General features: G+C 46.2%; 29 protein-coding genes. 16 read left to right on the top strand and 13 right to left on the bottom strand.

From position 1 onward, the window contains the following. The first annotated feature begins 2 nt into the window (after nt 1-2). Nucleotides 3-584 carry a hypothetical protein gene (locus tag ACK3SF_RS03045; protein ID WP_414838357.1) on the top strand — a complete coding sequence of 194 codons (582 nt, stop codon included), beginning with the start codon at nt 3-5 and terminating at the stop codon, nt 582-584. Here the strand turns inward: ACK3SF_RS03045 and ACK3SF_RS03040 are convergent. The 5 genes from ACK3SF_RS03040 to ACK3SF_RS03020 form a co-directional block, all read right to left on the bottom strand. Beyond that, nucleotides 581-1162, bottom strand: coding sequence for a hypothetical protein (locus tag ACK3SF_RS03040; protein ID WP_414838356.1), 582 nt, complete (start codon nt 1160-1162; stop codon nt 581-583). The genes ACK3SF_RS03045 and ACK3SF_RS03040 overlap by 4 nt on opposite strands. A gap of 38 nt (nt 1163-1200) precedes the next feature. Further along, nucleotides 1201-1941 carry a hypothetical protein gene (locus ACK3SF_RS03035; protein WP_414838355.1) on the bottom strand — a complete coding sequence of 247 codons (741 nt, stop codon included), beginning with the start codon at nt 1939-1941 and terminating at the stop codon, nt 1201-1203. Between the two features lie 46 nt (nt 1942-1987). Beyond that, the gene (locus ACK3SF_RS03030) at nt 1988-2443 is read right to left on the bottom strand and encodes a hypothetical protein (RefSeq protein ID WP_414838354.1); all 456 of its coding nucleotides are present in this window, start codon (nt 2441-2443) and stop codon (nt 1988-1990) included. Between the two features lie 51 nt (nt 2444-2494). Then, complete coding sequence (locus tag ACK3SF_RS03025) at nt 2495-4603, bottom strand: glycerophosphodiester phosphodiesterase (protein WP_414838353.1); 2109 nt, start codon at nt 4601-4603, stop codon at nt 2495-2497. A gap of 67 nt (nt 4604-4670) precedes the next feature. After that, entirely contained in the window at nt 4671-4988 is a 318-nt protein-coding gene (locus ACK3SF_RS03020) for a hypothetical protein (protein WP_414838352.1), read from the bottom strand. A 153-nt stretch (nt 4989-5141) separates the two neighbouring features. Here ACK3SF_RS03020 and ACK3SF_RS03015 point away from each other — a divergent pair, with 153 nt between their 5' ends. Genes ACK3SF_RS03015 through ACK3SF_RS03005 form a run of 3 tightly spaced genes read left to right on the top strand, consistent with a single transcriptional unit; the run spans nt 5142 to nt 6933 of the window. Beyond that, the gene (locus ACK3SF_RS03015; RefSeq protein WP_414838351.1) at nt 5142-5642 is read left to right on the top strand and encodes a hypothetical protein; all 501 of its coding nucleotides are present in this window, start codon (nt 5142-5144) and stop codon (nt 5640-5642) included. 24 nt (nt 5643-5666) lie between these two features. Further along, on the top strand, nt 5667-6098 hold the full coding sequence (locus tag ACK3SF_RS03010; protein WP_414838350.1) for a hypothetical protein: 432 nt from the start codon (nt 5667-5669) through the stop codon (nt 6096-6098). A gap of 55 nt (nt 6099-6153) precedes the next feature. Continuing rightward, nucleotides 6154-6933, top strand: a complete 780-nt coding sequence (locus tag ACK3SF_RS03005; protein ID WP_414838349.1) for a hypothetical protein — start codon at nt 6154-6156, stop codon at nt 6931-6933. A 9-nt stretch (nt 6934-6942) separates the two neighbouring features. Here the strand turns inward: ACK3SF_RS03005 and ACK3SF_RS03000 are convergent, their stop codons facing one another. Further along, on the bottom strand, nt 6943-7572 hold the full coding sequence (locus ACK3SF_RS03000) for a metallophosphoesterase family protein (RefSeq protein ID WP_414838348.1): 630 nt from the start codon (nt 7570-7572) through the stop codon (nt 6943-6945). A gap of 45 nt (nt 7573-7617) precedes the next feature. Here ACK3SF_RS03000 and ACK3SF_RS02995 point away from each other — a divergent pair, with 45 nt between their 5' ends. Next, nucleotides 7618-8274: a hypothetical protein gene (locus ACK3SF_RS02995; RefSeq protein WP_414838347.1), complete on the top strand. Its 657-nt coding sequence runs from the start codon at nt 7618-7620 to the stop codon at nt 8272-8274. Here ACK3SF_RS02995 and ACK3SF_RS02990 read toward each other — a convergent pair whose 3' ends face one another. Then, the gene (locus tag ACK3SF_RS02990) at nt 8275-8622 is read right to left on the bottom strand and encodes a hypothetical protein (protein WP_414838346.1); all 348 of its coding nucleotides are present in this window, start codon (nt 8620-8622) and stop codon (nt 8275-8277) included. Between the two features lie 85 nt (nt 8623-8707). On the opposite strand from ACK3SF_RS02990, the gene ACK3SF_RS02985 reads away from it, so the two are divergent. Genes ACK3SF_RS02985 through ACK3SF_RS02975 form a run of 3 tightly spaced genes read left to right on the top strand, consistent with a single transcriptional unit; the run spans nt 8708 to nt 10812 of the window. Next, on the top strand, nt 8708-9484 hold the full coding sequence (locus tag ACK3SF_RS02985) for a LamG-like jellyroll fold domain-containing protein (RefSeq protein ID WP_414838345.1): 777 nt from the start codon (nt 8708-8710) through the stop codon (nt 9482-9484). Further along, on the top strand, nt 9481-10152 hold the full coding sequence (locus tag ACK3SF_RS02980) for a LamG-like jellyroll fold domain-containing protein (RefSeq protein ID WP_414838344.1): 672 nt from the start codon (nt 9481-9483) through the stop codon (nt 10150-10152). The genes ACK3SF_RS02985 and ACK3SF_RS02980 overlap by 4 nt, the downstream gene beginning before the upstream one ends. Nucleotides 10153-10206: 54 nt before the next feature. Then, a complete protein-coding gene (locus tag ACK3SF_RS02975; protein WP_414838343.1) occupies nt 10207-10812 on the top strand; it encodes a hypothetical protein in 606 nt (201 codons plus the stop codon). Between the two features lie 9 nt (nt 10813-10821). On the opposite strand, the gene ACK3SF_RS02970 is transcribed toward ACK3SF_RS02975, so the two are convergent. Continuing rightward, nucleotides 10822-11043 (bottom strand): hypothetical protein, encoded by a 222-nt coding sequence (locus tag ACK3SF_RS02970; protein WP_414838342.1) that lies wholly within the window; start codon nt 11041-11043, stop codon nt 10822-10824. 76 nt (nt 11044-11119) lie between these two features. Between ACK3SF_RS02970 and ACK3SF_RS02965 the strand changes: the two genes are divergently transcribed. Then, complete coding sequence (locus tag ACK3SF_RS02965) at nt 11120-11374, top strand: hypothetical protein (protein WP_414838341.1); 255 nt, start codon at nt 11120-11122, stop codon at nt 11372-11374. Between the two features lie 20 nt (nt 11375-11394). Here the strand turns inward: ACK3SF_RS02965 and ACK3SF_RS02960 are convergent, their stop codons facing one another. From ACK3SF_RS02960 to ACK3SF_RS02950, 3 genes are all read right to left on the bottom strand, one after another. Next, on the bottom strand, nt 11395-11523 hold the full coding sequence (locus ACK3SF_RS02960; RefSeq protein WP_414838340.1) for a hypothetical protein: 129 nt from the start codon (nt 11521-11523) through the stop codon (nt 11395-11397). Between the two features lie 209 nt (nt 11524-11732). Continuing rightward, complete coding sequence (locus ACK3SF_RS02955) at nt 11733-12206, bottom strand: hypothetical protein (RefSeq protein WP_414838339.1); 474 nt, start codon at nt 12204-12206, stop codon at nt 11733-11735. A 68-nt stretch (nt 12207-12274) separates the two neighbouring features. After that, nucleotides 12275-13288, bottom strand: a complete 1014-nt coding sequence (locus tag ACK3SF_RS02950) for a Cdc6/Cdc18 family protein (RefSeq protein WP_414838338.1) — start codon at nt 13286-13288, stop codon at nt 12275-12277. A gap of 115 nt (nt 13289-13403) precedes the next feature. Between ACK3SF_RS02950 and ACK3SF_RS02945 the strand changes: the two genes are divergently transcribed. Further along, entirely contained in the window at nt 13404-13868 is a 465-nt protein-coding gene (locus ACK3SF_RS02945; RefSeq protein ID WP_414838337.1) for a PH domain-containing protein, read from the top strand. Then, nucleotides 13865-15268, top strand: coding sequence for a PH domain-containing protein (locus tag ACK3SF_RS02940; protein ID WP_414838336.1), 1404 nt, complete (start codon nt 13865-13867; stop codon nt 15266-15268). The genes ACK3SF_RS02945 and ACK3SF_RS02940 overlap by 4 nt, the downstream gene beginning before the upstream one ends. A gap of 9 nt (nt 15269-15277) precedes the next feature. Here the strand turns inward: ACK3SF_RS02940 and ACK3SF_RS02935 are convergent, their stop codons facing one another. Then, nucleotides 15278-15742 carry a hypothetical protein gene (locus tag ACK3SF_RS02935; RefSeq protein ID WP_414838335.1) on the bottom strand — a complete coding sequence of 155 codons (465 nt, stop codon included), beginning with the start codon at nt 15740-15742 and terminating at the stop codon, nt 15278-15280. 108 nt (nt 15743-15850) lie between these two features. Here ACK3SF_RS02935 and ACK3SF_RS02930 point away from each other — a divergent pair, with 108 nt between their 5' ends. The 5 genes from ACK3SF_RS02930 to ACK3SF_RS02910 are packed head-to-tail and all read left to right on the top strand — an operon-like array spanning nt 15851 to nt 23597. Continuing rightward, a complete protein-coding gene (locus ACK3SF_RS02930; RefSeq protein ID WP_414838334.1) occupies nt 15851-18400 on the top strand; it encodes a PD-(D/E)XK nuclease family protein in 2550 nt (849 codons plus the stop codon). After that, nucleotides 18393-21113, top strand: a complete 2721-nt coding sequence (locus ACK3SF_RS02925; protein ID WP_414838333.1) for a UvrD-helicase domain-containing protein — start codon at nt 18393-18395, stop codon at nt 21111-21113. Before ACK3SF_RS02930 ends, ACK3SF_RS02925 begins: the two co-directional genes overlap by 8 nt. A gap of 46 nt (nt 21114-21159) precedes the next feature. Then, nucleotides 21160-22605: a LamG domain-containing protein gene (locus tag ACK3SF_RS02920; protein ID WP_414838332.1), complete on the top strand. Its 1446-nt coding sequence runs from the start codon at nt 21160-21162 to the stop codon at nt 22603-22605. Nucleotides 22606-22607: 2 nt separating this feature from the next. After that, nucleotides 22608-23276, top strand: a complete 669-nt coding sequence (locus ACK3SF_RS02915; protein ID WP_414838331.1) for a LamG domain-containing protein — start codon at nt 22608-22610, stop codon at nt 23274-23276. A 57-nt stretch (nt 23277-23333) separates the two neighbouring features. Continuing rightward, nucleotides 23334-23597 carry a hypothetical protein gene (locus ACK3SF_RS02910; protein WP_414838330.1) on the top strand — a complete coding sequence of 88 codons (264 nt, stop codon included), beginning with the start codon at nt 23334-23336 and terminating at the stop codon, nt 23595-23597. An 11-nt stretch (nt 23598-23608) separates the two neighbouring features. Here the strand turns inward: ACK3SF_RS02910 and ACK3SF_RS02905 are convergent, their stop codons facing one another. Further along, complete coding sequence (locus tag ACK3SF_RS02905) at nt 23609-24730, bottom strand: MFS transporter (protein WP_414838329.1); 1122 nt, start codon at nt 24728-24730, stop codon at nt 23609-23611. Nucleotides 24731-24736: the final 6 nt, after the last annotated feature.

The following is a 24736-nucleotide window of genomic DNA, read 5'->3' as shown; positions in this document are numbered from 1 at the left end:
ATTTGACTGAAAACGATTACATGGAGATAATGGATCTGGATCCTGAGGCCTTTGACTGGCTTGATATGGCGGAGGAGTTTTTCAAGCATGATGGAAGCTTCAGCTTCGGCGAGGAGAGGAACAGGAACGTCATCAGAGCCGGAGAAAGATACGATGAGATCGAAAGAGAGTTCAATCAACTGGAGAAGCTTTACGAGGCCTGTCCGGAACACGTTGTCGAGCCGCTGATGCCTGTATACAGGGATGTGGATGGGGAGAAAAGGATGGCTGGTTTCTACATGGAGCGTTTTGACGGAGAGTTACTGAAGGATTATCTCCTGGATCTGACGGAGAGAGGTGAGATAATGGAAGGCCTCAGACTGGTCGATGAGATCCGTGAAACAGTCGATAAAATCCATAGGGAAGGTGCGGTGCACGGGGACTTGACGAACAATATACTTTACGACGGTGAGACGTTCAAGTTCTTCGATCCTGTCGGGGAGCCTTACGATCAAGAGGCCTACAGAGATATGAGAGAGTGGGACAGAAGCACTCCTGAAAGACTGGAGAAAACTGCGAAAGCTCCTTTCCAGGATTTTCTCTAGACGCTGAAATCTTCAAGATACTCGATACCTTCCTGAACTACATCTGAATCCGGGCCTCTTTCCAGAGGACCTGTAAATTTCAGGTAACGGCCGTCGCTGTCTTCAGTGTAGAAAACTCTTGCGACCTCCTGTTCTCCTATATCCCTTTCTTCATCGTATAGAACGTCGGAGGACGTGTAAAGAGGATTCTGTATATTTTTTGATGCTGCTTTACCGGCCTTTATCACGGGTAAAGCTGCTACAGACATGCCGATCCCTGCGAGGCCTAGACCTGTTCCGAAGACGCCGAGTGCGTATTCCTCTCCATCGAAATCCCCTGAAGCTGTTGTATCATAGATTGCCTGAAGACTTTCCTTGGTGGCTGCTGAGGCCTCGTCCATAAAATCCAGTGACCGGTCGAGCACCGTCATGGCCTCTATATCGCCGTCGCTCCAGAGCTGTTCTACCATTTCCTCGTATTCACTTCTTCCGAAGCCGGGAGGAGCCTCTACAGTTACTCCCGGTGCAAAACCTTCTCTTTCAAGCTCGTGATTTATGTCTATAGATTCGTCGTGAAGAATAGTCTCCCAGGCTGGCATGACTACCAGAAGGTACTGAAAAGTTAAAATAGTTTTTTCTAGACGGATCTTTTCCCGACTTCACGTATCAGTTTCTCGGAGGCCTTTACAGGCCAGCCGATGCGTCTGCCGTGTTCACCTGTGATTTCTTCCAGAAGCCTCTGCTGTCTTTCATGCATCTGTCTGTCGGTCCTGTCCCTGTCTCTGTCTACTCTATCATCTGTTATCTGCAGGAGTCTTCCTGTCTTCCTCCAAAGGCCTTCATCCGGCGTGTATTCGGTGGAGGCATCAAGTAGATACGCAGCGTTGCCGAACATGACATCTGCGGATTCAAGATGTTCCTCATAACACTCGTCTTTACTTTCCTCTTCGATAACTACGTCAGCGAGAACCTGCATCCTGTCAGCGAACTCTTCCTGCGCTTCTCCTTCAAGCAAGTTATTTACTTCCTCCGCGGCGATGAAAGAGGCCTCTTCCACAGGACTGTAACTTTCAGGCCTTTCGCCTGTCCGGAGTACGTCCACTTCTCTTCCGAGAAAGTCCTGGATATCGTCAACGGTCTCTGAGCCATGATCACTGTCCACAACATCGTCCACTCTCTCGATGAGGACGCCGTACATCCCTCCTGTCCTGTAGACGTCCTGTAGGACGTCGTGACTGAAGTTTCCTTCCAGTACTGCGAGGCCTGTAGAGACTCTTCCCATGATGCTGTATTCGTAGTCTGTCAGCTCCTGTTCCTCTGTGAGGCCTTCACTTACAGCGTCGTACATTTCATCCTCTGAAAGGAAGTTTCTGGACATTAATGGAGAAATTGAGAGCAAATAATTTATGAGCTATGTAAATGCATCAGGAGAAGAATCCTGTGACGGCAGCCATAACGGCTTCGTATGCTTCAACAGCTTCTCCACGGGAAGAAAAGTTTTCGGCAAATATCTCTGCTTGATCTTCCTCCAGCTCCACTATTTTACCGTCCATGGCATCAACATCATCCATAAGGCCTTCAAAACTGTAATCTGCGTTCCATGAAGTATATCTCTGTGTTACTCCCGGATTCGAGTCAAATACTCCGGAAACTGTAGAGAAAGTTCCGCTGCTGTATTCAAGAGGGATGATTCTTTCAGAGCCCATATCGTTCTCGCTGTATAATGCGAAAAATCCTTCATAGACGCCGTCAATATCTGCTTCTTCAGAGGCCTCCACGTAATCAAATAATTCATCTACGCCTGAAGCCATCCACTCATCCTGGCTGATCCAGTCCCCGTGCGGATAATCCGGTTCCTGCCAGGCTCTTACATAATCCATGAACTCTCTTTATGTAGAAAATATTTATTATAGGCCTGCAACTAATGCTGTTTAGCAGCCCAGGCCTATATTGTTACAGTAGCCTTCCTGTATATCTTCTCCGACTTCCTCAACTTCGTTTTTAGTGCTGTCATAGGTATCAGATATAGTTCCTGACGGATCTTTACGAAGCCTTTTGTAGCCGGATATAGTCTCTGTGCTCATAGTCATTCCCCAGTCCATGAATCCTGTGCCGCCTTCTACGGCCGTGTCTACTGTTCCAGTGACCATCCCTGCACCGTAATCGCCAACACCTGCAAGACCTCCTCCTAGCTTGCCTAGGGAGGGATTGTCGACGAATTCTCCTCCCCACTCGGTAAATCCGGAGGGGCCTTCATCTGTGAGATAATCTAGTCCACCGCCTAAAGATTCTGAGAGGAAGTTGCTGGCACCTCCTGCTCCGCTTCCAAGAGTTGCAGGTATGGTTGTAAGGTCTGTAGGGTTATCTACAGCGCAGTCCTCATTGGCGTAGTATGTTGATTCATCAAAATCCTGAACTTTCTCGATAAGATTAGCGGGGTGGTTTGTTGAAAGCCATTCTGCACCGCATGATACTGCCTCCTCATCAGATCCTCGAAACCCCATGAAAGCAAAGTCAAGTCCTTTATTTCTGGCCTCCTGCACAAACTCCTTGCGCGTCATCGTTGTGTGCTCTATTCCATTTACATCATCTCTTGCAACAATTATGTCAAAGTTCTCTTCCTCTGCTTCCTCAAGAACAAAATCAAGTTGAAGGTTACGGACATTCATCACGTCTTTACGCGGATCCTTCCGCTTCTGCCACAGTATGGCAGTCTCAGCTTCTCCGTTAGAGGCCTCTTCTATGCCTTCAAGAGCCTCCCAGTCGCACAGTCGTCCGGTTAGCGAAAGATGATCATCCATGATTGAATCTGTGGTTCCTATACATGTGCCTGAGAAAGACATGAAAATTGCCTGATCTACCATTCCTCTCTCCTCCACCATCTCATATATTTCATGTCCCATCTCCTTGCTTTTCTTGACATCTCCTTTCAGTTCAATACGCAGAATCATATCGGTTCCCTGAAAGTAGTCAAGAGTTTCTCCCAGTCCCGGTATTCTGGCCTCTCTAGCTCGTTCCTCGGATACGTCCCATTCATTTCCTCCTTTATGATAGTCCTCTCCGACATTGATCTGTTTCAAAGCATCAAGATCTGTCTCGGAAACCTTCACGCTTCTTTCAGCGGTTCTATCTGTTGTTTTATCATGTATAACGGCGTAACCATCACGGGCTCTCCTGACATCGAACTCCACGGAGTTAATACCTATCTTTCTTGTCCTCTGGAACGTCATCAAAGTATTCTCTGGTGCGTGCTTCCCTCCTCTATGCCCTGAAAGAATCAGATCGCCAGGAATATTCTGTGAAACGTAGAAACTTGCTTCTGCTGTATCACTGGCACCACTAGATGCCTCCATCTCAACTGATGCAGTGTAGTTTCCTGCCTCAAAGGACTGAGATGTAGAGCTACTTGAGGCCTCAGCGACGCTATCCCCGTTCTTGGTAAATTTCCAGCTGTAGGAATCTATTTTCGCACTGCAGTCATTTACAGGTGCTCTGAAGCTTGTGCTCTCGTACTCTTTGATTACTATAGGCTTTCTTATACTGATTTTTGGGTTTCTGCATGCTGATTCATCTGAAGCGGACTCCTCAAATTCTCCGGTATCATCTGTGTTTCCTTCAAAGTTAGTATTCGTATTATCCATCGAACCGGGTGTAGGTACAGTAAAAAGTCGTGGTTTTAGCCATCTGCATGATTCAGGTCCATCGCTTCTGTCACACCCCCAGAGAAAAACTGCATAGGTTCCCTGAGAGATATCAGATACATCAATTACTGCCTCATTTGAGAGCACAATTGTGGAGTTTGAAGCATTATCCCATAATTCTGTAGATGATATCTTCCTGTTGGCCTCTAGAGAGATATTCTCCCAGTTCTGAACAAGGTCTGATGTGAAAGGCGTCTCCGCAATCCGGGCCTCATGATGTAGCACCTGTCCTTCGGGCGTAGATATAGTCAGGCTTTCTTCAACATCTCCTCTGTCTATGTAATCAAGTAAAGCGCTTCCAGAAAAACTGAAAAGAAGAGTTAGGCTCAATAAAATCATTAAATTGGCATATTTCCTTCTCATAAGCTGAATTACTTTGACCTGTTAAAATAAGTAGGGCTATCTGTTAACAGACTGCTACCCACTGTGATGGACATCCACTGGGAGAAGTGTCTATAACTTCTCCATCAGGCATCTCAATCTCTGCGTCATCCACCCAGCTACAGTCATTACGGGCGGCCTCTCCAAGTATATTCCTTGCAGCAGCTGTTGACCCATCATCTTTCTCATCCTGGAAATCTGACTCAAGGATAGGGCATATACGGGAATCGGCATCTGCTGTGTCGCCGAAACTACCCAGGGCATCATTTGTGGAGAATATCAGTGTTAAAGCTGCAATCATAAGTACAGAAGCAGCTACAATAAGCGTGAGCACCTTATCCAAATCTTATCACCTGTAAATACAACCCATATTTGAAGAACTATTGAACCAAGATTAGCAGTCCTCATTAATAACGTACTTCCCAAAAAACCACGAATATCAAAAATTTGTTACCTGGCAATAACATATTTAGTTGTTGGTGTTGTTTCTCTTTGCATGCCCTTCCAGAATATCGTCTTCTACACCGAGGAAGTACCCGAGGATTATTTTCTGAAGAGAAGGGATGAGAGAACAGAGTTCACTTCCAGACGTAACACGGATTTCAGCGAGGAGCTTGAGGCCTTGAGAAATAATTACGAGGTACTGCCGGATTACTTCCCGGAACCTTACTTTGCTGTAGAGGACGAAACAGGCCTTGCAGCAGTCGGTATGGAAAGGCTTGATCTAGATGCCAATCTTGAGTACGCTACTATGGATGGATACGCCTTTGAGGAGGCGGAAGCGGCATTTAACGAGGCCCTGGAAGTTGTGTCCGAGCTCCATCAGAGGCCTGAATTAGAGCCGCATGGCGATCTTATAGGCAATGTTTTCATCTCAGATGGCAGTCCTGTTTTCATCGATCCTATGGGGATACCGGAGTCGAAGGAGGAAGAACAGGAATGGGTGATGGATGACTGGTGGCAGATGGACTGGATCCACGACGGGATCAAGAAGTAAATAAGTTGAAGAGAAAAACTATCTATGGATGACGGCCAGAGGCTTTTCCGTGATGTCGTTGGAGATGTGAAATCATGGGTGCCGCCTGAGAGCGGAGAAAACTTTGAACAGTCTCTCTACACGTTTCTCAGCGAGCGAGTTAACATAGGGAAAGACGGTATCTCGAGGAAGGAGAAAACTGTCGAAGTGAAAAGAAACGATGAAAGGCCTGTCATAACTGTTGGAGGATCTATAGGCCTTGATATTGTGGAGAATTTTTCCGAGGAAGATGTGGAAAAAACTTCTGACGTGCTGGATGAATCAGGCCTCGAGTTCACGATTGTGATCGCCTGTGGTGTAGAAGATGTGGAGGCCTGGAAGGAATTCACTGTAAATCATCGGGGCACACGCACCAGCGACACACAGACAGATCTTGTCTGGAAGGAGAAGCAGTTCTTCGGCCAAACAACTTACTAGAAAATTTTGTCGAGTCCAAGTAACAGTTATAATTTTTCTGAAGCCTTCCCATTCCATGAGCAATCCGGCACAGGAATACACTGAAAAGGCCTTTGAGACTGTTGAAGAAGCTATAAGGGATCTGGAGGATGACATAGATTCTTTACAGGATTTCCGTGAAAAAGTTCTGTCTCAACCTGTTCAAAACGGTGGAGGGCGCCAGATGTTATCCTCAAAAGCCGGAAACAAAGTCATAGATATATACAGCGAGGAGTTCTTCAATAGAGAGAACTCGAAGGACAGAATCAGTATTTTTGCCTCCGAATACGATCTCTCGCTCCCAGCAGCTGATCTATTCGACGAACTTGCCAATGTACCCGACATAGATGATGGAAGCGCACTGCAGTTTATCAAGCATCTTGACAACGGCGCACAGTTTAATGAAGTTGTCAAAGGCCAGTTCGAGAAGCTTTCCAAGTATCCTGCGAAACTGCGGGAGCACATAGTCCAGGATGCGAAAGTGGAAAGAGACAGCCTGAGAAACTACATGCACGACATCAAAGAAGTAAAAGATACATTATACGAACTAAACGAGGAGAATCCTTTGCCTGTAGATCTTGACGACGCTGTAGATCTAGTTGGCGAGCTTGAAGGCCTTCAGTCAAGAGTTCAGCAGCTGAAGAATCGAAGACTTCACGAGTTAAGGAGAAGAGATGATATACAGCAGGGATATTTTGATTCACAGGAAGCAGCTGTTTATGAAGACGAGGAGTTCGGAAGGCCTGTACTTCAGGAGCTCCAATACGTAGATGATGCTCTTGAAGAGGCCTACGACAATCTTGTCGTCGATTTCTAGAAAATTTCCCTACTTTTCGACGAGCTGTATCTCCTCTATATCTTCTACTCCTCCTTCATCTCCTATAGTTACCGAGTAGGCCTTTCCTGTTTCCTCTCCTGCTGCGTTGATGAACTCTGTGTCGAAAAGTGAGTTACGTCCAAAGTCTTCATGGATATGGCCTGAGGCCCAGAGAGCTGGCTTGTGCTTGATAAGGAGTTCACGGTACTGGTCAAATCCTACTCTTTCGCCGGAGTGAACTCTGTCTCCCAGCTTCTTCGGTGGATAATGTGATCCGATTATAACTTTTGATCCGTCTCTGTCCTGAAGCAGGTCGTCGACTTTCTGCTTGATATCCTCTGGGAAGTCGCCTCCGATAAGGATCAGAAGATACTCGTCGTCGATATCAGCTTCCAGAAAGTTGTACACCGGCACCGGACCGTCCATGAACTCGCTGCTGAAATGCATATCCCTGTTACCGGTACATCCAAGCGCCGGGATTTCTATAGGTTCGAAAAGTTCCTCGGCGTACTCCTCTGTCATGAAGTCACCCAGATTCAGAAAAATATCGTAGTCTCCGCTGTTCGCCTCCTCTATAGCTGCGTCTTTAAGCTGTTCGTCGGCGTGAAAATCGCTTGTAACAAGAAGTTTCAGGCCCATAAAGATACAGAACAATTTTTAACCCTTTTAAGTTAAACTGAAGCTATGGAACCAGAACTTGTGCAGGACTACTTCCAGCACCGCCTGAATGATGCCGTCGTCCAGGACGAGAAACTGGCTCTTTACCTCCTCGTGATCGGGGAGAGGCCTGGAGTGCTGATAATGAACCCTGATATGAAGGACAGGAACATCCTGGAAGATTTCTGCAGAGAGTTCGATCTCGAGTATATCTACACGGGCGGAGAAGGTGAAAGAGGCCTTTTAGATAAGATTCTGCGTAGGGATTCTAGGCTTTTCAAAGGAGGATTCTTTATCGCAAGTGATGGCGAAAGATTTGAAGAACTGGAAAGTACTGAAGGACGTTTCTACGGATTCTCAGATGAGGGTGTAGGAGAATTCCTCGGCTATCCTGAAGACGATGTGGAGTATTTCGCCAGCAATGTTGTTGAAGGCCATATCGAGAGGCCTACACGTGAGAAGGCAGAGGAACTTGTCTCGGAAGGCGTGATCAGGAAGAAAGATCTGAAGTATCTGGAGCTTGTAAGCTATGTTCCAAGGCCTGAGGAAGAAAATATTGTTGAGGCTGTAGAACTCGGGAAGAAAAGAGAGGAGAAAATCCTGGAGATAGATGAAGATCTCGGGATAGATACAGGAGCGAAGATTCTGGGACAGATATTCAACGATCCGCTTTACAGCGAATGATTATTTTCTGAGGCCCAGATATGCCAGCGTAGTGTTCAGTAAAGTAAGTATAATCAGCGTAAATACCTGAAGCACTGTCCCCATAGAGTTCACAGCTTGTGTTACCGTCAGAGAGAATACTGTGCCGAAGAAAGCATTCAATGCAGGGACTGACAGGATGAAAATCATGTAGCCGATTACTCCGACTGTGGCAGCGTTGTTGATTGATTCCAGTGCACCATTTTCCTCCAGAAATCTGTATCTGTACCCTTTCAGGCCTTCTGCCGGCTCTACAAATAGCAGGAAGTATAGGCCTGGCGCTACCACTGTCAGGGAAGTCATCACCAGTTCTGCGAGAAATGTGCTCATACAGTTGTTTTCTGGGTCTTTCGTTAAAAAATTTCCCTGTTCTGCGGGAAAATTAAAAACTGTCCGAGGCCTATACTTGTTTTAGATGCCGAAGTTAAACTGGAACGGTGATGATTTCAGAAGTCCGGAGGATTCAGCAGGAACTGTAGCTGACAATATTTCTCGTGGCGGGAGTTTACAGCAAGGGTATTTTCACGGTTCCCTGACTGAAGGCCTTGTCGCGTACTATCCTATGGACTCGGGTTCGGGTTCAACAGTAACAGATGAAGTGATGAGTAACGATGGGACTACTGATGGGGACTGGGTGTCCGGCAAGTATGGAACTGCTCTGGCTTTTGACAGCAGCGATGACGCCCTGGAACTTGGAGAGGTTATAGGAATTCCTTCGATGGAGAATGCCACTCTGAGTTTCTGGGCGGCGCACACCGATAAAGGGCCGGATGGACATGCAACGATGTACTCGGAGTCAGCTTCTGGCAGCGATCAGGCCACATACTTTGCTGTCCAGTATGAACCATCTGATCCTAAACTGGATCTTCATAGTAGCGTTGCAGATATCTATCAGAAATCAAGCTTCACGATACCTTTCGATGGTTCATGGCATCATTACGTCGTTAGGAAACAGGGAAACAGCTTCAAAGTGTTCGTTGATGGAGTTAAAGAAGGCGAATGGATTCTTGATTTCACTGCAGGTGCAGAGAAAACCTATATCGGTGAGAGAACACCTCCGACAAACTACCAGCCGATAATAGGAAGCATGGATGAATTAAGGATTTACGACAGGCCTTTAAGCACTCCTGAGATAAAAGCGCTGTATCAGCTGGAAAAACCTTCAGAAATTTCGCCAGATGATACACTGTGACTTTGACAGGATACTGGCCGCTTACCGGGACTTCGGGAGAGGCCTATGATCATTCAGGGAGAGATAATCATGGAACTTTATTAGGCGGTGTTTCACAGGGAGCTAAAGGCCTTCTGGGAGAAAATTCCCACAGTTTTGACGGTGTGGATGGCAGGATAAGACATGATTACAGGACAAGCCCTTCATTCACTGTGAATGTATGGATGCATTCAGCTCAGAGCACATGGAACGCTACCGGAGCAGGATGGTCAGACAGATCAGCAAGCGGATTCATAATCCATCCTGATGGCGATGAAAGCGGGTGGTCAGGATACGTGCTTGAGAACACGAAGGATGGATACTACAAGATAGGAAGCTATACTGCAGATAACGTTGATAGCTGGAACATGTACACCATCACTCATGAAAATAATACGGGTACCTCCAGGATGTTCTTCAATGGCGAACAGGTCATGTCCAAAGTAACAACTACTTCAAGAGTAGTGAACACCAATACAGGAACACTTGGCCATGATGATATGGATAGTTACAGTGCCAGTGAACGAGCTCTTGAGGGAAGAATTGCGGAGGCCCGGTACTACAGCAGGCCTTTAACAGGGAGTGAAATCCGTTATCTTTATTCTATAAAAAGCAGAGGTCTTCATACAAGCTCCAGCAAGTCAAGTTGAGGAAAAGTTGTTGAGGGGAAAGGTTGAAATTTTAAGGTGTTAAACCTGTTTCTTATGTCGGAGAGTCTTGATGATTTCTTGCTGGAGGATGCTGTTCCAAGGCTGGATCTGGATACACGTGTCTCGCTGGCGTTACTGGCTATAGGAGAGAAGCCGGCGGCCTCTGTAAAATTTATGGACAGCGGGAAGAAGTCGTTGATTGAGGATTTCCTGAGTTTGACGGATATGGAGCACCTGAGTTTTGAGACAGAGATGCATCACAAGTACTACATCGCACGCGACCTGGATAGATTCCAGATGCTCGACAAAGTCGAAAAAGACTCTCCATACCACACAGCACGCTCTGAAGGACTTTTCCTCGGTTACCCTGAATCTGCTGTAGGTTACTTCGTTAAAAACTCCCGCAAGGCCTCACAGAAACTTAAGAATAAGGCCAGGAAGATGATCGACAGAAATCTGATTGAGGAAGAGAAGATTTACTATCTCGATCTTGTACCCTACATCCCGGAAGTATCAGCTGAAGGAATCATCGAAGCTGTGGAACACGGACGTATACATGAGAAAAAGCTCAGAGAATACGATGAAGAAAACAACTCCAGTCTGGGAGAAGGCCTGTTAAAAGAAGTGTTTGAACGCTCCACTCCGTATTTCATGCGGTAAAAAATTTTTCTAGACACGTCCCTCGTTTATCAAAAGTATTCTTTCACGGGGAATTATCAGGCTTCCCTCATTGCCGGATCTGTCCTCAGTATGTATCATCACCCATTCTCCTTCTTCATCTATCTCTACTGAAGAGGCCTTTACACCGTTTTTCCCAGGAATCTGTTTTCCTGTCTCGATCTCCTTCTTCCTGTCATCTTCATCCCTGTAGATAACTTTTGCTACATCCATGGACTGTTATTTGAACTGTCTCAACTTAAGCTTTCCACTGCCTCTTTTTTCAACATCCAGGCCTCAAGGACTTATTATGCCAGACATCCCTGACTATGTCTCCAGCGAACGCGAGATATCCGTCGTTGTGGAGACTCCTGATAGAGGCCAAAAACAGTTCAAGACCAGTTACGGCCATGTACGTTTCATCGATGTAAGGAAAGACGGCGTCTGGATAAGAGACGAAAACGAAGTTAACACGTTCTACCCATCAGACAAGATACTCGAAGTTAAGATGGGATCCAGCCCTGCCAAGATACCTGAAGAACTGCAGAAACAGAGGAGAAAATAGTAGAAGAAAAAACCTTTTTTCTAGAGGCCTTTACTCAGGAAAGGTATAGCTCTTCTTATTCTGAGGCCTATACTAGCTTTCCTGTCGTCAGGGAGTATGTAGTCTCCGCTTTTCAGATCAAGTTCTTCGAATCCTGTTGTCGCAGTCAAAAAATTTCACCTCCTTGGTTTTCTGAGAAAAAGGGGGTTGGATCCCCTCCCCCCGCTTTTCCTCTTCTGGGTTCGGTAAGGCGCCAGGAGAATTATCTTTTTTCCTAGCCTGTATGCAATTATGCGGAGGCCTCCCTATTTAAACAACTCCGGAACTTTCCGCAGTTCCGCAAAAAAGTTCCAGGCCTGTGAAGGCTGCAAGAAGCGATTTAAAGAGTTATCTCTCTGCGGAAATCACGATCCTTGTCCTTCTTCGCCCATTCGCCGAACACTCTTCTCTGCCTTCTATCCCTGTCAGTGCCTATGGAGTTCCGTGTCTCCACCTCTATAATGATTTTTTTGCCGTCTTTTTCCGCGAATATATCTGGCATCACCATGGAAAACTTCGGCGGGGTATCAAAACTGGATATATGATCGGCTTTGATATCGAATCCTGAACGGATATATGCCGATGCCAGTTTCTCTATCAGATTTCTGTGGCGGCGGCTCTCATCTGAATTACGTACAAAACTTCGGGATACAGTCCCCTCTCCTGAGATATATTTCAGCAACTCCGATACACCCCCTCGAACTCCTGCAACAGCCCAGAGAAAATCCCCCGATTTCCCTAGACCTGAACTTTCCGTGATACATACATTTAATCTCCAGCTATATATTATAGCGTCACCACCAAAAAGAAACAAATAAAAACAAGGAGCTCTCTAAATACTTTAAAACAGGCCTGAATGATTTCACAGGCCTCTAGAAGTTTTTACTGTTTCAGGACGTATTTTGTACCTGTTCCTTTGCCTTTCGATTCTATAAGTCTGTATTTCTCCATCTCCTGCAGGTAGTTTCTCAACGTACGCTCAACTTTAGGCCTCTCAACTTCTTCACGATACCTGTCATACAGATTTCGTGGCCTGATCTCATTTTCCTCCTTTATGACGTTATAAAGAATTTTCTGATCGTCGTTAAGCTTCTCAAGAGACTCTGATTCGTTCATGTCACGGGCCTGTGGAACTGCCTCCTCTATGTATTCTGCCGTGATCTGTTCAGAGGCCTCTTTCTCAGCTTCCTCTGCAGCGATTCTGAGGCTGTTGATCGCCATCCTTGCATCTCCGTTCGCACGTGAGGCGATTTTTCGGAGACTTTCATCGTTGATCACCCCGTCTCTGAGACCCCACTGTCTTCTATCCCGCAGTATATCCATTATCTCTTCCTCGGTGTAGGCCTGGAATCGAATGTTTTTTCTGGATGAAAGTGAGGAGCGGATTCTTTCATCGAGATCGTAGAAAACATTCTCGTTGTTAGCTATCATTATCAGGCCTGTCCTGTTGTAACGCACCATATCGTAAAGGATTCTCTCGTCCTCTATCTGATCTACTTCATCCAGTACGACTACGGCAGGCCTTCGCCTGACTTTTTCCTCGAACTTGTCAACAAGTTCATCCGTCGGAGTGCCTGTCCTGTGGATCATTTTTTCTCCCATGTCCTGGAGAAGAGTATGGTACAGTTTGAATCTGGATGGGTAGCGCCAGCAGTTGGCGTATCCGGAGGCCAGGCTCATATGCTCCTGCATCCTCTCGACAACGTAACGCGCCATCGTCGACTTACCTGTTCCTGGAGGACCGTACAGAAGAACGTTCCTGGGCTTTTGATCCTCCGTTAAAGGCCTCAATGCATCGGCGATTTCCTGTCTTTCATGGCCTCTGTGCACCATCCTGTTCGGTAGGAAATCTGCAGTTAAAACACGTTTATCTCCTATTACAGCATTTTCTGACATTATTTTACTACACGAAGAAATTTTTGTCGGGAAACACTCAAACATCTAACGGTTCATCTCGAATGAAATTAAAAATTTACTCAAGTAAAAACAGGGCAGAGGCCTTGAAAAATTTATGAGAAAGCCTGAGAAAAAGATTCTACCGGTCTGGATCGGAACGTTCATACTTGTTTCAGCGGTTGTCTCCGGTCTTGCAGCTGCAGTGACATGGTACTTCAGAAGTTATCCTCCCGCAGATGTTTTCACAGGAGTATTCAGTTTCCTGATTGTTCTATCAATAATTTTAGGCTATGTGCGTTATCGTGCATGGCGCTTCACTTTACGTGACGATCACATGTACCTTGAACGTGGAGTTTTCACACGTGTCAAAACCATGGTGCCCTATGTACGCATCCAGCACGTTGACACCCAGAAATCTCCTGTAGACAGGCTTCTAGGCCTTTCCAAGGTAGTTGTCTACACGGCAGGATCACGTGGGGCTGATGTCACGATTCCAGGCCTTCTTCCTGAAGATGCCAGGGATATGCAGGAGAAGCTTCGCGATCTTGCGATTGAATCAGAGGACAGGGACGGAGTATGAAACTTTCAAAGCTGTCTATACCGTACAGAGCAGTCAACAGCGCAGTCAAGTTAGCTGCAGTTGCATTGTTCACTTCAACAGGAGGCCTCCAGCAGCTTAACTTTCTGGGCGGTGCACTGGTATTTTTCGCTGTTCTGGGTCTTTCAGCTGTCTACAGCTATCTTTACTGGAGGAACTTCGAGTTCTCTTTTTCGGAAGACAGCGTTAATATCAGGCATGGTGTTATACGAAGGAACGAACGTGAGATACCTCTTTCACGTGTCCAGAACGTTGATGTAAACAGAAATCTTATCCACAGAATTCTGGGGATAGCTGTCGTCAAACTTGAGACTGCGGGAGGAAAAACGACGGAGGCCTCTTTCAAGTACATCAATCTGGAACAGTCAGAGGATATCAAGAAGATCATAAGAGAAAAGAAGAGCAAGGCCTCTGAAGAAGATGAAGAGGAGGATGACGAGCGTGAACTGCTTTACAGCATCGATAAAAGCGAACTCCTGTTGCTGGGAGCGACATCTATAGATGAAAGAGTCGTGTTCCTTCTTTTAGGCCTTACAGGATTCTCTGCCACATCCTTCGCTCCGGTACTGGACGAGGCTAATGTGGCACTTGTCCCCGGCCTCTCACTTGTACTTTTCCTGGGCCTGATTATAGTTTTCGCCACTAATTTTGTATCCACAGTCACACGTTACTACGATTACAGGCTGTGGCGGGAGAAAGATACTCTGGAGTACGAGCGTGGACTTTTCAATCGTTCAGAGGGAAGTATTCCTCTTGGAAAACTTCAGAAGCTTGTCATAGAGGACAATCCTCTCAAGAGAGTGATAGACAGAGCCAGTTTAAGCATAGAGACAGCAGGATACTCCCAGCAGACAACTTCAGAGAAAGGACCAGAACTCGCTATCCCTCTATCCACAAGGAAACGTATCATCGAGTTTTCAGAGGAAATAGACAATGTAGAAAAATTTGAGCTGGAGAAGATCCCTGAAAGAGGCCTGAAAAGATATTTCACGCGGTATATGATCCTATCAGGCATCATCTGTCTGGGCCTCTACTTCGGAGCAGGATACTTCAGTTATATTCTGCCTGTAGTGCTTTTGATTGCTTCAGGCCTTGCAGCATCTCTAAAATGGGTGCATAAAGGTTATGCAGAGACAGAGAATCATTTTGTCGCACGGAACGGTTTCTGGAAACGTGAAACAGTTATAGTGCCTTACTACAGGACTCAAAACGTTATAACGACATCTACCGTCTCACAGAGGCTCTGGGATCTTTCAACAGTTACTGTTGATATTGCAGGAAGCAGCCTGATCGGTGGAGATGCAAGAGCAGTAGATCTTGATGTTAAACAGGCACGAAAACTTGCAGGCAGACTTCACAGCAAGTTCCAGAACTCTCTGTAAAAGATCTCTCTAGAGGCCTCTTTCTACACGTCTCCGTACTTCCGGATGAAGTCGATGCATCCCATCGTCTACAGCATCAGGTACGAACTCCCGCATCCATTCTCCGTTGATGATATCATCCCAGAAATCTGCTATATCAGGATTGTGGGCTGCGACGTAGTTTTGTCCATCAAAGTATGCTGTTATGTCGCTTTCTGCATCGTAGAGCCATTTCAGGCCTGACTGGTCCTCAAGCAGGCCCTGTTCTCTGTCAGGACTCCAGTGATGAAGTACGTATTCAGAACCGTTTGATACTGTGTATGCCAGACTTTCTGACCCGGCATCAGTTTCCACACTCTCTAAACAGGAGCCCTGAATGTGATAGAAGCTTCCGGTACTGTGTGCGGAGGCCTCGAATTTCTCAGGTGTGTGAAAGGCCTCACTCATTCCTGTAAGAGTATATTCTGTGCCTTCGATCCTGATTTTGTCGTCCATGTGATCTTGTTTATCTGAACTGTTTAGAGCTTTTCGATGCATGAATCGAAACAACGATAAATGCTACGGAGAAATCTTTATCCAGTGAAGATACCAGAGACGGCTTCGGTGGACAGAATATTTTCTCAAGTGGAAGACCTCAAGGAAGAAGGCCTTGTACTGACGACCGATGCATCCCTTGCCGATGCACTTACATCCCGACTGGATGAACCGGTGCTGGGAGAGTTCGCTTCAACACCTCGAAGGCTTGTTCAGAGGCCTGATATGGAGCAGAGACAGGAGACCTTCCTGAGGCTTGTGAACGAGAAGGATATGGGCTGGAGGCAGGCCGCTTACCTGTTGAGAAATGTCGTTGAATGCTGGCAGCACACCGGGGACATAGAGGCGATCAAAAAGTACAGCGGATTCCAGACAGAGGCTGTGGACACAGTTATAGAAACACTGAAGGAGGCCTCTACAGCTTTCGGAGCGATGGAAAACTATACTACATCCGAGGAATACAGTGAGACCGCAGTTATAGGCCTTCAGAGTTTCAACAATCTGGATAAAAAAATTTTACCAGACAACTACAGGGAGATAGATCTTTTCACAGGCGGAGAACACGAGCTTCCTCCTTTCAGAATCTTCGAGTCAAAAGGAGATATCGTGAAGTCTCTGACCGAGAACATCAAAAATATCGGGCCTGAGAACGCTGCCGTAGTTGTCCATCCCGACAGCCAGTATCAATCAATGATCGAGGCCTCTTTCGAGGCAGAAAGTATTCCTTTCCTGACTCAGAAAGGTTTTTCGGAGGATGAGGATCTGAGGAATCTTGTGAGTCTTCTCAGAATAGGTCTTTCTACCAGAAACGTCCGTGTGAAGGATGTGAGGCCTGTACTGGATGAGATGGATGTTGATATATCCCGCAGGAAGGATAACAGGCTTGTTTCAGAGACTTCAGGCCTTGAAGAGGTGCAGGAGTTCCTGAATGTTCTGGAGTTCCTCGACTTCGGGGAGGTTGTCCGGAAGCTACGTGAGATGGGCGGCGGAGATATGGATGAGGTCGAAACTATACTTGAAGAACTTGATCTCATGGACAGAGAGGTCTCACAGAACAGTCTCAGCGATCTTGAGTTCTTCCTCGAGTCTTTTGATCCCGCGACATCAGAGACAACTGACGGTGTTTTATTCGCTGATCCTACTTCAGTAAGCTTTGTTGACAGGCCTGTCGTATTTTTCATAGGGATGGGCTCGGACTGGACCCGTGACACAGGCGACAGGCCCTGGAGGGACAGAGAGGCCGAGGCAGTACAGAACAGGAACAATTTCTGTTCAATGATACAGAGCGGTGAACAGCAGGTATTCATGGTGCAGGACAGAGAACTTAACAGGGAGATAACACCCTGCTACCACCTGAACGAGCTTCTGAAAAGAGATGTGGAAAGCTTCACAGATCTAGATCACGAGTACTACAGGCCTGCAGATGACACGGATACAGGCGGATTCCAGCACATGGATATGGGTGTAGAGGCCCGAGAGGTAAAGGCGTTGAGTCAGTCCGCTTTGAACGATCTCGTGCTTTCTCCAAGAGTGTACTACTTCGGCAGACTTACTTCCGACATCGAGGACGACAAAAAGGAGAAAGGAAATATCTTCCACGACTACGCCGAGTTCTACGCCAACTACCCCGAATATGTAAAGCAGCTTGACGACGAGGAAATACTGCAGCATATGATCGAGCACATGACTCCGTTCATGGACGAATACAGCCTTGAACAGCTTGAGACAGAGCTTCTTATCGGAATAAAAAATATTTCACAGTTCCTGGATAATCACGGAGTTGAAGAGACAAGTTTCGAGGCCTACAATCGTGGAGAAGACGAGAACATTTTCTCAGAGGCCTTTGAGAAGGAGATAGATGCGGAACTGACTGAGATGGCGTTTATTGATACTGATATGGCTGTCAAAGGAAAAATAGATCTTATAATGAATTCAACTCATCTGGTGGACTACAAGTCAGGAAGGAAAAAATCCGCCAGAGACATAGTCAAGGCCTCGAACGTGGAGATGTATGAGGACGCTGACTGGCCTGATTTCCAGGCTTTGATGTATCTGACTTTCCACAGACAGCAGATGCCGGGAAAGCGTTTGAAGTTCACTTTCCTGAACTTTCTGGATAATCTTTCGGACGCTGTTGATGGAAAAGATTCCAACGGGGATAACGCCGTTACTATCGAGTATATACCAGAGGAGTTCAACGAATTTATCTCAAGTCTCGAGATGTACGAGCATCTGCTGCGTGAGAAAGGAAAGACCAGCGATGCAGTGAAAGTTCTGAACAAGCTTGGCTGCCAGGAGTTCAGAGACTTTTTCGATGGAAGAGAGATGGATGTACAGTTCGATAAAGATAAAGCCGTTAACTCAGGCCTTGCGAAAGATTTTCAGGCCTTCTGCGAGCAGGAGATCGGAGAGTACAAGTATGTGCGGAAGGGATGTGGCCAGATAATAAAGGCCTTCGTTGATTATCGCTGCAGCAATTTCTTCAAGGAAGATCTTGACAGATTTGAGGAATTTGTTGTAGATAAGCTTGATGAACTGAATAGGTACATGGAGGACGGCTTCCCTCTTGATGCAAATCCTGATGATTTACATAACAGAGATATGATACTTGATGAGTGAGTTCGCACCGAATGATCAACAGCAGAAGATTATAGACAGGACTGAAGGAGTTATACTGGCAGATGCCGGTGCAGGTACAGGAAAGACTTTTACAGTGACACACCGCTACGTTAAACTTCTTGAAAAAGGCGTGGAGCCTGAGGATATCTTTCTTGCGACTTACACGCGTAACGCTGCGGAGGAGATGACTGAGAGGATAATGAAAGAGGCCGATGTCGAGGAATCAAGGATCTTCGAGGCCCCGATTTCGACATTCCACAGCCACTGCCAGGATGTACTTGAGAGACATGGATTTGACGCTCCCTCGATGATAGGCCTGGACAGAAATATTACAGAGGAGACACAGGTGATGGAAAGTGCTATAAGGGAAAGACAGGAGTTCGACGAATTTTACAGAGGCTTCCGTGAAGATCACTCCGAATACAGGGATTTCTATCACATCGTAAGCGATTCCTCCGAGCTTCTGAGCCTTTTGAAATCACTTGCATCGAAGGGAATAGTTCCTACTCGAGAGGCCTGGTTCCGTGATACCGGTCGACATCTTGATGGCGACTGGAAGCGTTTCAGGAAGATTTTCCAGGATGAGAACAGTCCTCGTGAAGGCTCAAGAGGTAAGAAGCAGAGCCGTTTACGGGCCAGACTTTCAGGCTTTGACAGGAAGACGTACCTTGACGATGCACCAGAGAAGGAAGAACTGAGAGGTGACAGAGGCACAAAATCAGTTAGAAGGGATTTCTGCAGGAAGGCCTTTGAGGAGGATCGTGAGGAACTGAAAAATTTTGTGCACGATCTTTTCATCGGCTACATAGATTTCTGTCTTTCCAGGAACTATCTGAACTTCAGCTTCCTCATGATGTTTACATACGTGCTTATGCATGAAGATGAGAATGTAAGGAAGGATGAAAGCTTCGATTACATGATGATCGACGAGTTCCAGGATACTAACGAGATCCAGTTCAAGCTTGCACTTCTAATGGCCTCAGAGCCGAATATCTGTGTTGTAGGAGACTGGAAACAGTCAATCTACAGTTTTCAGTACGCTGAAGTGGAGAATATTCAGGATTTCCAGGAAAGACTGGAACGTTTCAGAGAAGAACTGAATAGAGGCCGGGAACGTGTAGGATTCCAGATCGGGACTGTAGAGAAGATCCCTCTGGAGAAAAACTATCGTTCCAGTCAGGATATACTGGATTTCTCGGAGGATACTCTTGAACTTCCTGGAAGTAGATGGGAGAACGTTGCTGAAGTCGATGTAACTTCTCTGGAATCGGAGAAAGGCCTTCAGGATTCAACTATAAGGAAAATTATAAGCGAGGACGAAGTAGAGGCCGTGATAACTTCTATACAGGAAATAGTCGATAATCCCGAGTACACCTGTGAGGGGGAGGGCGGTGAGAGGCCTCTGGAGTTCGATGATATAGCTGTGTTAACGAGGACACGCAGTCTAGGTCTGGAGTTGCAGGAGAAGGCCCGTGAGTACGGTGTTCCGGCTGCATACGAGGCCGGTATCGAGCTTTTCAAGACAGATCCGTCTATAATTTTGCTGGCGTGGCTGCGTATACTGAACTCGGACTCGAGGAGAGGCTGGGCGGTAGTTCTTGAAGAGGCCGGTTATACGCTTGATGAGGCGGATAAGATTCTGGATGAAAAGGAGTACCCCAAGGATATGAGAGAGTTCCGTGAAGAGATCGCATCCGAGGAATCAGTGACGGCAGTGGCTGAGAAAGTTTTCAACAGGTACGGGATGCAGGGAGCGGCCTCCGGAAAGATCATAGAAGTTCTCAACAACACCTTCATCAGCAGTTACATGAACACGGGCCGGATCATAAACTTTATCGAGGAGAATATCGAGGAAGGAGAGACTTATGAAGTGGATTTCTCCGAAAGCAGGAGCACCGTCAAGATTCAGACAGTGCACAAGGCGAAAGGCCTGGAGTATCCTGCTGTATTCATCGCAGGCCTGAACAGAGGAGTCTTTCCCAGCTACCAGGGCTCGAGAGCAAGTATAGACTATGTGGAGCCGGCAGGTATACGGCAAAGGAAAATATTCGACGACTCCGATATGGCCTTCAATTACGATAACTGGCGTTACGAGATAATCTCAAGATGTATTACAGGGACGTACGACGAGGAGCGGAGACTTCTGTACGTGGCAACGACAAGAGCAGAGAACCATCTTTTCATGTCTGCGGAGAAAGGACGTGCCAGCCGCTTCTACGAGGAAATAGATCTGGAGCCTGTGGAAGTGGAGCCTGAGATCAAAGAAGTTGAATCAGAGGAAGACGACAGGCCTGTACTTGAAGTCGATGAGCCCGAGGAGAAGAGGCCTTCCGTCGCCAGTGTAACAGATACAACTACACGTGGCGATCCTGAAGACGGCCTGAAGATCCACAGATTTGCCGAGAGATATGCACAGGGGGAAAACGTAGAGGCCTCTACAAAGGGAGAAAAAGAAGTGAAAGAGATAATTGATTCTCTTGACGGAGAACTTGTCCCCGAGGTATCCATCAGCAATCCTGACGGAGATACAGTCTACAGAGCACAGATAGATCTGATAAATATCGAAGACGACAGAGTCGACGTCATAGACTGGAAGACAGGCGAAGAGAAGGAGAAACACAGGGCCCAGATAGAAAAATACAGAGAAGCGATAAAGCAGAAATTCCCTGAGAAAAAAGTACAGGCCCGCCTCGAATACATCACGAAAGAATAAAATAAAAGACAGAACAAAATACAGACAGAGGCCTCAGAAATTTTTTATGGCGATAAGATGGGACTCGGAATCAGATTGGGAAGATAATCAAGACAGTAGTGGTACAGTCGGCAGAAACGGAGACTTGAAGCAAGGATACAGTCGTGAAAGGCCTGATCTTTCCAGTGGTTTAGTCGGCTACTGGCCTCTGCACGACGATTCTGCAACAGATTACTCTGGTAATAAGAATCATGGCACATTGAATGGCGGTGTGACGACAGGGGTATCTGGTCGTGGAGGCCTCCAAGCAATGAGCTTCGATGGGAGCGATGATTATGTTGGAGTCAGTGATGACAGTGTCTTCACTGTTTCCAGTTTCACTGTTTCTGCCTGGGTGAAGATAGATTCTCAGGGAGAGTACGGAATTATTTCCAATTACAATGGCTCAGGTTCTTCTCAGCATTATGGCATAAGATACGGTAGCAATAACAGCGGTGATGGAAGTTATCGTGTGAATATTTACTATGACGATGGAGGAGCTTCCGGATACAGTTTCACAATACTTTACGGAGATACCGATATAGCCGATGGGAACTGGCATCTTGTAACAGGAGTATGGGATGGTTCAACAGGTGAAACAACGCTATACGTTGATGGAAATATCGAAAATAGTTCAACAGGAGAGTATACAGGAACACTTAATCCCTCCTCAGGCCCCCGGATAGGAGACGATACTGCAGGATCACACAGCAATTTTGACGGAAATATATGCCAGGCAAGAATATACAATCGTGCTCTATCCCAATCTGAAATCCAGGAACTGTACAAATGGGGATCAGGAGACTATGCAAGGCCTCCCAATCAGAATGAAGGTGGTGTTAGTTACTGGCCTCTAGACGGAGATGTAAATGATTCATGGGGCTCGAATGATGGCACAAATAATGGAGCAAGTTTTGTTTCAAATTCAATCCGGCATGAGGCTGCAAAGTTTGATGGCGGGGAAGAAGATAGCGTTGCAATCCCTGATAATACAGTTACCAATAACAACTCTTGGACGGTATCCACGTGGGTAAATCTCAATTCAATACCAAATTCAGGTTCATATTATGTCACATCACAGTTCCGTGTCAACGGCCAGTGGTGGATGCGCGTAAGAGATGATAGGAAATGGGAGTTCGGCTGGTATGACGGAAGCCCAAAAATAGCTTTAACTGAAAGTACTTTGATTAAGAATGATTGGTATCATCTTGTAGCAAGATGGAATCCTAGTGGAAATGCCACGGTTTATGTTAATGGCGTACAGGAGGACTCAAAAGCAACAACTACGACAGATACAGGGGATATGTCCCAGTCTTCGATTGGTGCAGATAGAAGGTATTCGCAATTCTATATGGACGGCATCCTAGATGAATTCAGGATCTATAATCGTGCTCTAAAGCCTCATGAAATCTTTGAACTGTATCGTTATGGTACGAGAGGCCGTGACATGAGAAAACAACTGGTGAAACACTAAAAATGGTGCTTGTTGGATATTGGCCTCTGGATGAAGAAAGTGGAAACACTGCATACGATGTCCGTGGTAATAATAATGGAAATGTAAGTGGAGCAATTCAGGGAGAAACTGGAGTTGTTGGAGGAAGTTCCTACCATGTTAATGGAGATGATGGCAAACTCGTTGATTGTGGGGTATTGGCCGAAGTACATGGATCAGATAGTTTGTCATTGAGCGTCTGGACGAAGTTTGAGTCCATTTCTTCAGGGTTTAACTCTTCTATAGCCACTCACAGAGACAACGATAACGGATGGGGCTTTACACACAACAATGGGAATGAAATTAGATTCAGGATGGAGAATGGAGCTACTCACGCCTCGACTAATCCGGCGACCCTGTCTACAGGGAATTGGTATCACATAGCTGGAGTGTTCAACAGAGACCGTTCTAGATTATGGATAGATGGAAAATTAGCTGCCGAACCAAACCAGATAAACAACATCTCCGTACCCAGTATAGACGTCCCATTCAAGATAGGGAACAACGAATACACAAACAGTGGAAGTCGATACATACCGCTAAATGCATGTGAAATACGTGTCTATGACCATGCTCTCACACCGCAGGAAGTACAGTACCTCTACCAAGTTGGAAAGAGAGGCCTACATACTTCTGACAGTAGAACTCTGTAGACAAAAATTTCTGTAGAGGCCTCTGTGTTTTAAGTATAGGTTTTTCAACGGTTTTGTATGGAGGATCTGTCGCGGGCGGAGAGGGAGAATCTGCATAAATGGGGGAAGGCCCGTCGTATTATCGATGAGGAGAAAATCGTTGTTACTGTAAGTTCTGATGATCGTTACCAGTTCGCTGTTGAAGGTGATAATGCGGATTATACTGTGGGAGTTGATATTGATTCAGGTGAAAGTTTCTGTCCGTGTCCTTTCCAGGGAGATCTGTGTTCCCATCAGATCGCAGCTCACTTGTATCTTACACGTCTGGGAGTCGAGAGATAGAGAAAAATTTTTTATTCTGGGCCTTTGAGTGCTATGACTATCATTGCGAGGCCTCCGAGTATGAATACTGCTTTGAATCCTGTTTCCAGGCTGTAGAAGTAGTCGAATGTGAACAGTGTTGTGACGACGAGGATGTTTCCGAGGCCTACGAAAGTTTTTCTGAGTGCGTAGAATTCGAGTATATCTGATTTTTCTGCCATGTCGGCGAAGCGGGAGTAAAGCGGGACGTGGTATATCTGGAACATGATTCCTGCGAGGAATGAAAGTGTGAAGGCCTGTAACGGTGTTGAAAGGAATCCTCTTGTCATGTTAAGTATTCCGTTTCCTACTGCTCCGATTATCAGAGGCTTTTTGCTTCCGAATCTCTGGATTATTGTTCCTGTCAGGAATCCTGTGAGTACGAAGCCGAGGCTGTCCAGGGAGCGTACCCATCCAACGTCTACCGTTCCTCCTATAACAACGAACATGAAGATTGCGAAGATGTCGACGCTGGATACTGCGTCGATTCCCCGTGAGATGAACAGTGGAACTACCTCCCTGAGATCGTAGTCTTTGAGATCTCTGAAACTGTATTCTTTCGTATCCCTGTGATCAGCTGTGACAAGCAGGGGAATTATTGAGAGGCCTAGGAAAGTTATAGAAATCAGTAGAAGTGTATGGAATCCAAGTGAGGCGAATATTGCTCCTCCGAGTACAGGTGCGATAACTCTTGCTGTATTCGGAAGGCTGAGCATTTTCCCTGAATCGCTTCCACGCGTCTTCTTCTTTGAATCAACTGCGAACTCTGCGTTGATGGATATGCTGTGTATAACTCTTCCGATGTTGTACAGTATGCCAGAGGCCACTATCAGCGCCAGACTTAGTTCAAGTACCTGTATCAGTATGAGGCCTGGCAGTATAAACAGGTACGAGGCTGCAAGGCCGTGCTTGAATCCTTTTCTCGAAACAATCTTCGATATCGGATATGAAAGCGTCAGGCCTGTAAATCCGGAGATAAGGATGAAGAGGCCTGCGTGATAGATGCTGAATCCCTGTGAAAGGATGTACACCGGTATGAAGACTCCTATTATACTTGTTCCAAAGTTCTTCAGGAACTCGTACAGGTATAGCTCATCTATCTCCCTGAACTGCATCGATAA

This window comes from Candidatus Nanosalina sp. VS9-1 (assembly GCF_047555085.1).
In the GTDB taxonomy this organism is placed as follows: Archaea; Nanohalarchaeota; Nanosalinia; order Nanosalinales; family Nanosalinaceae; genus Nanosalina.
This window is presented reverse-complemented; position numbering and strand designations above follow the sequence as displayed.

Coding starts and splice junctions, on each gene's coding strand:
- ACK3SF_RS02975 (WP_414838343.1), top strand. CDS start 10,207: ATGTCGGAGAGTCTTGATGATTTCTTGCTGGAGGATGCTGTTCCAAGG.
- ACK3SF_RS02950 (WP_414838338.1), bottom strand. CDS start 13,288: ATGTCAGAAAATGCTGTAATAGGAGATAAACGTGTTTTAACTGCAGAT.
- ACK3SF_RS02945 (WP_414838337.1), top strand. CDS start 13,404: ATGAGAAAGCCTGAGAAAAAGATTCTACCGGTCTGGATCGGAACGTTC.
- ACK3SF_RS03000 (WP_414838348.1), bottom strand. CDS start 7,572: ATGGGCCTGAAACTTCTTGTTACAAGCGATTTTCACGCCGACGAACAG.
- ACK3SF_RS03015 (WP_414838351.1), top strand. CDS start 5,142: ATGCCCTTCCAGAATATCGTCTTCTACACCGAGGAAGTACCCGAGGAT.
- ACK3SF_RS03010 (WP_414838350.1), top strand. CDS start 5,667: ATGGATGACGGCCAGAGGCTTTTCCGTGATGTCGTTGGAGATGTGAAA.
- ACK3SF_RS02970 (WP_414838342.1), bottom strand. CDS start 11,043: ATGGATGTAGCAAAAGTTATCTACAGGGATGAAGATGACAGGAAGAAG.
- ACK3SF_RS03025 (WP_414838353.1), bottom strand. CDS start 4,603: ATGATTTTATTGAGCCTAACTCTTCTTTTCAGTTTTTCTGGAAGCGCT.
- ACK3SF_RS02940 (WP_414838336.1), top strand. CDS start 13,865: ATGAAACTTTCAAAGCTGTCTATACCGTACAGAGCAGTCAACAGCGCA.
- ACK3SF_RS03030 (WP_414838354.1), bottom strand. CDS start 2,443: ATGGATTATGTAAGAGCCTGGCAGGAACCGGATTATCCGCACGGGGAC.
- ACK3SF_RS02985 (WP_414838345.1), top strand. CDS start 8,708: ATGCCGAAGTTAAACTGGAACGGTGATGATTTCAGAAGTCCGGAGGAT.
- ACK3SF_RS02925 (WP_414838333.1), top strand. CDS start 18,393: ATGAGTGAGTTCGCACCGAATGATCAACAGCAGAAGATTATAGACAGG.
- ACK3SF_RS02935 (WP_414838335.1), bottom strand. CDS start 15,742: ATGGACGACAAAATCAGGATCGAAGGCACAGAATATACTCTTACAGGA.
- ACK3SF_RS02910 (WP_414838330.1), top strand. CDS start 23,334: ATGGAGGATCTGTCGCGGGCGGAGAGGGAGAATCTGCATAAATGGGGG.
- ACK3SF_RS03005 (WP_414838349.1), top strand. CDS start 6,154: ATGAGCAATCCGGCACAGGAATACACTGAAAAGGCCTTTGAGACTGTT.
- ACK3SF_RS02915 (WP_414838331.1), top strand. CDS start 22,608: ATGGTGCTTGTTGGATATTGGCCTCTGGATGAAGAAAGTGGAAACACT.
- ACK3SF_RS03035 (WP_414838355.1), bottom strand. CDS start 1,941: ATGTCCAGAAACTTCCTTTCAGAGGATGAAATGTACGACGCTGTAAGT.
- ACK3SF_RS02990 (WP_414838346.1), bottom strand. CDS start 8,622: ATGAGCACATTTCTCGCAGAACTGGTGATGACTTCCCTGACAGTGGTA.
- ACK3SF_RS02905 (WP_414838329.1), bottom strand. CDS start 24,730: ATGCAGTTCAGGGAGATAGATGAGCTATACCTGTACGAGTTCCTGAAG.
- ACK3SF_RS02965 (WP_414838341.1), top strand. CDS start 11,120: ATGCCAGACATCCCTGACTATGTCTCCAGCGAACGCGAGATATCCGTC.
- ACK3SF_RS03040 (WP_414838356.1), bottom strand. CDS start 1,162: ATGCCAGCCTGGGAGACTATTCTTCACGACGAATCTATAGACATAAAT.
- ACK3SF_RS02995 (WP_414838347.1), top strand. CDS start 7,618: ATGGAACCAGAACTTGTGCAGGACTACTTCCAGCACCGCCTGAATGAT.
- ACK3SF_RS02920 (WP_414838332.1), top strand. CDS start 21,160: ATGGCGATAAGATGGGACTCGGAATCAGATTGGGAAGATAATCAAGAC.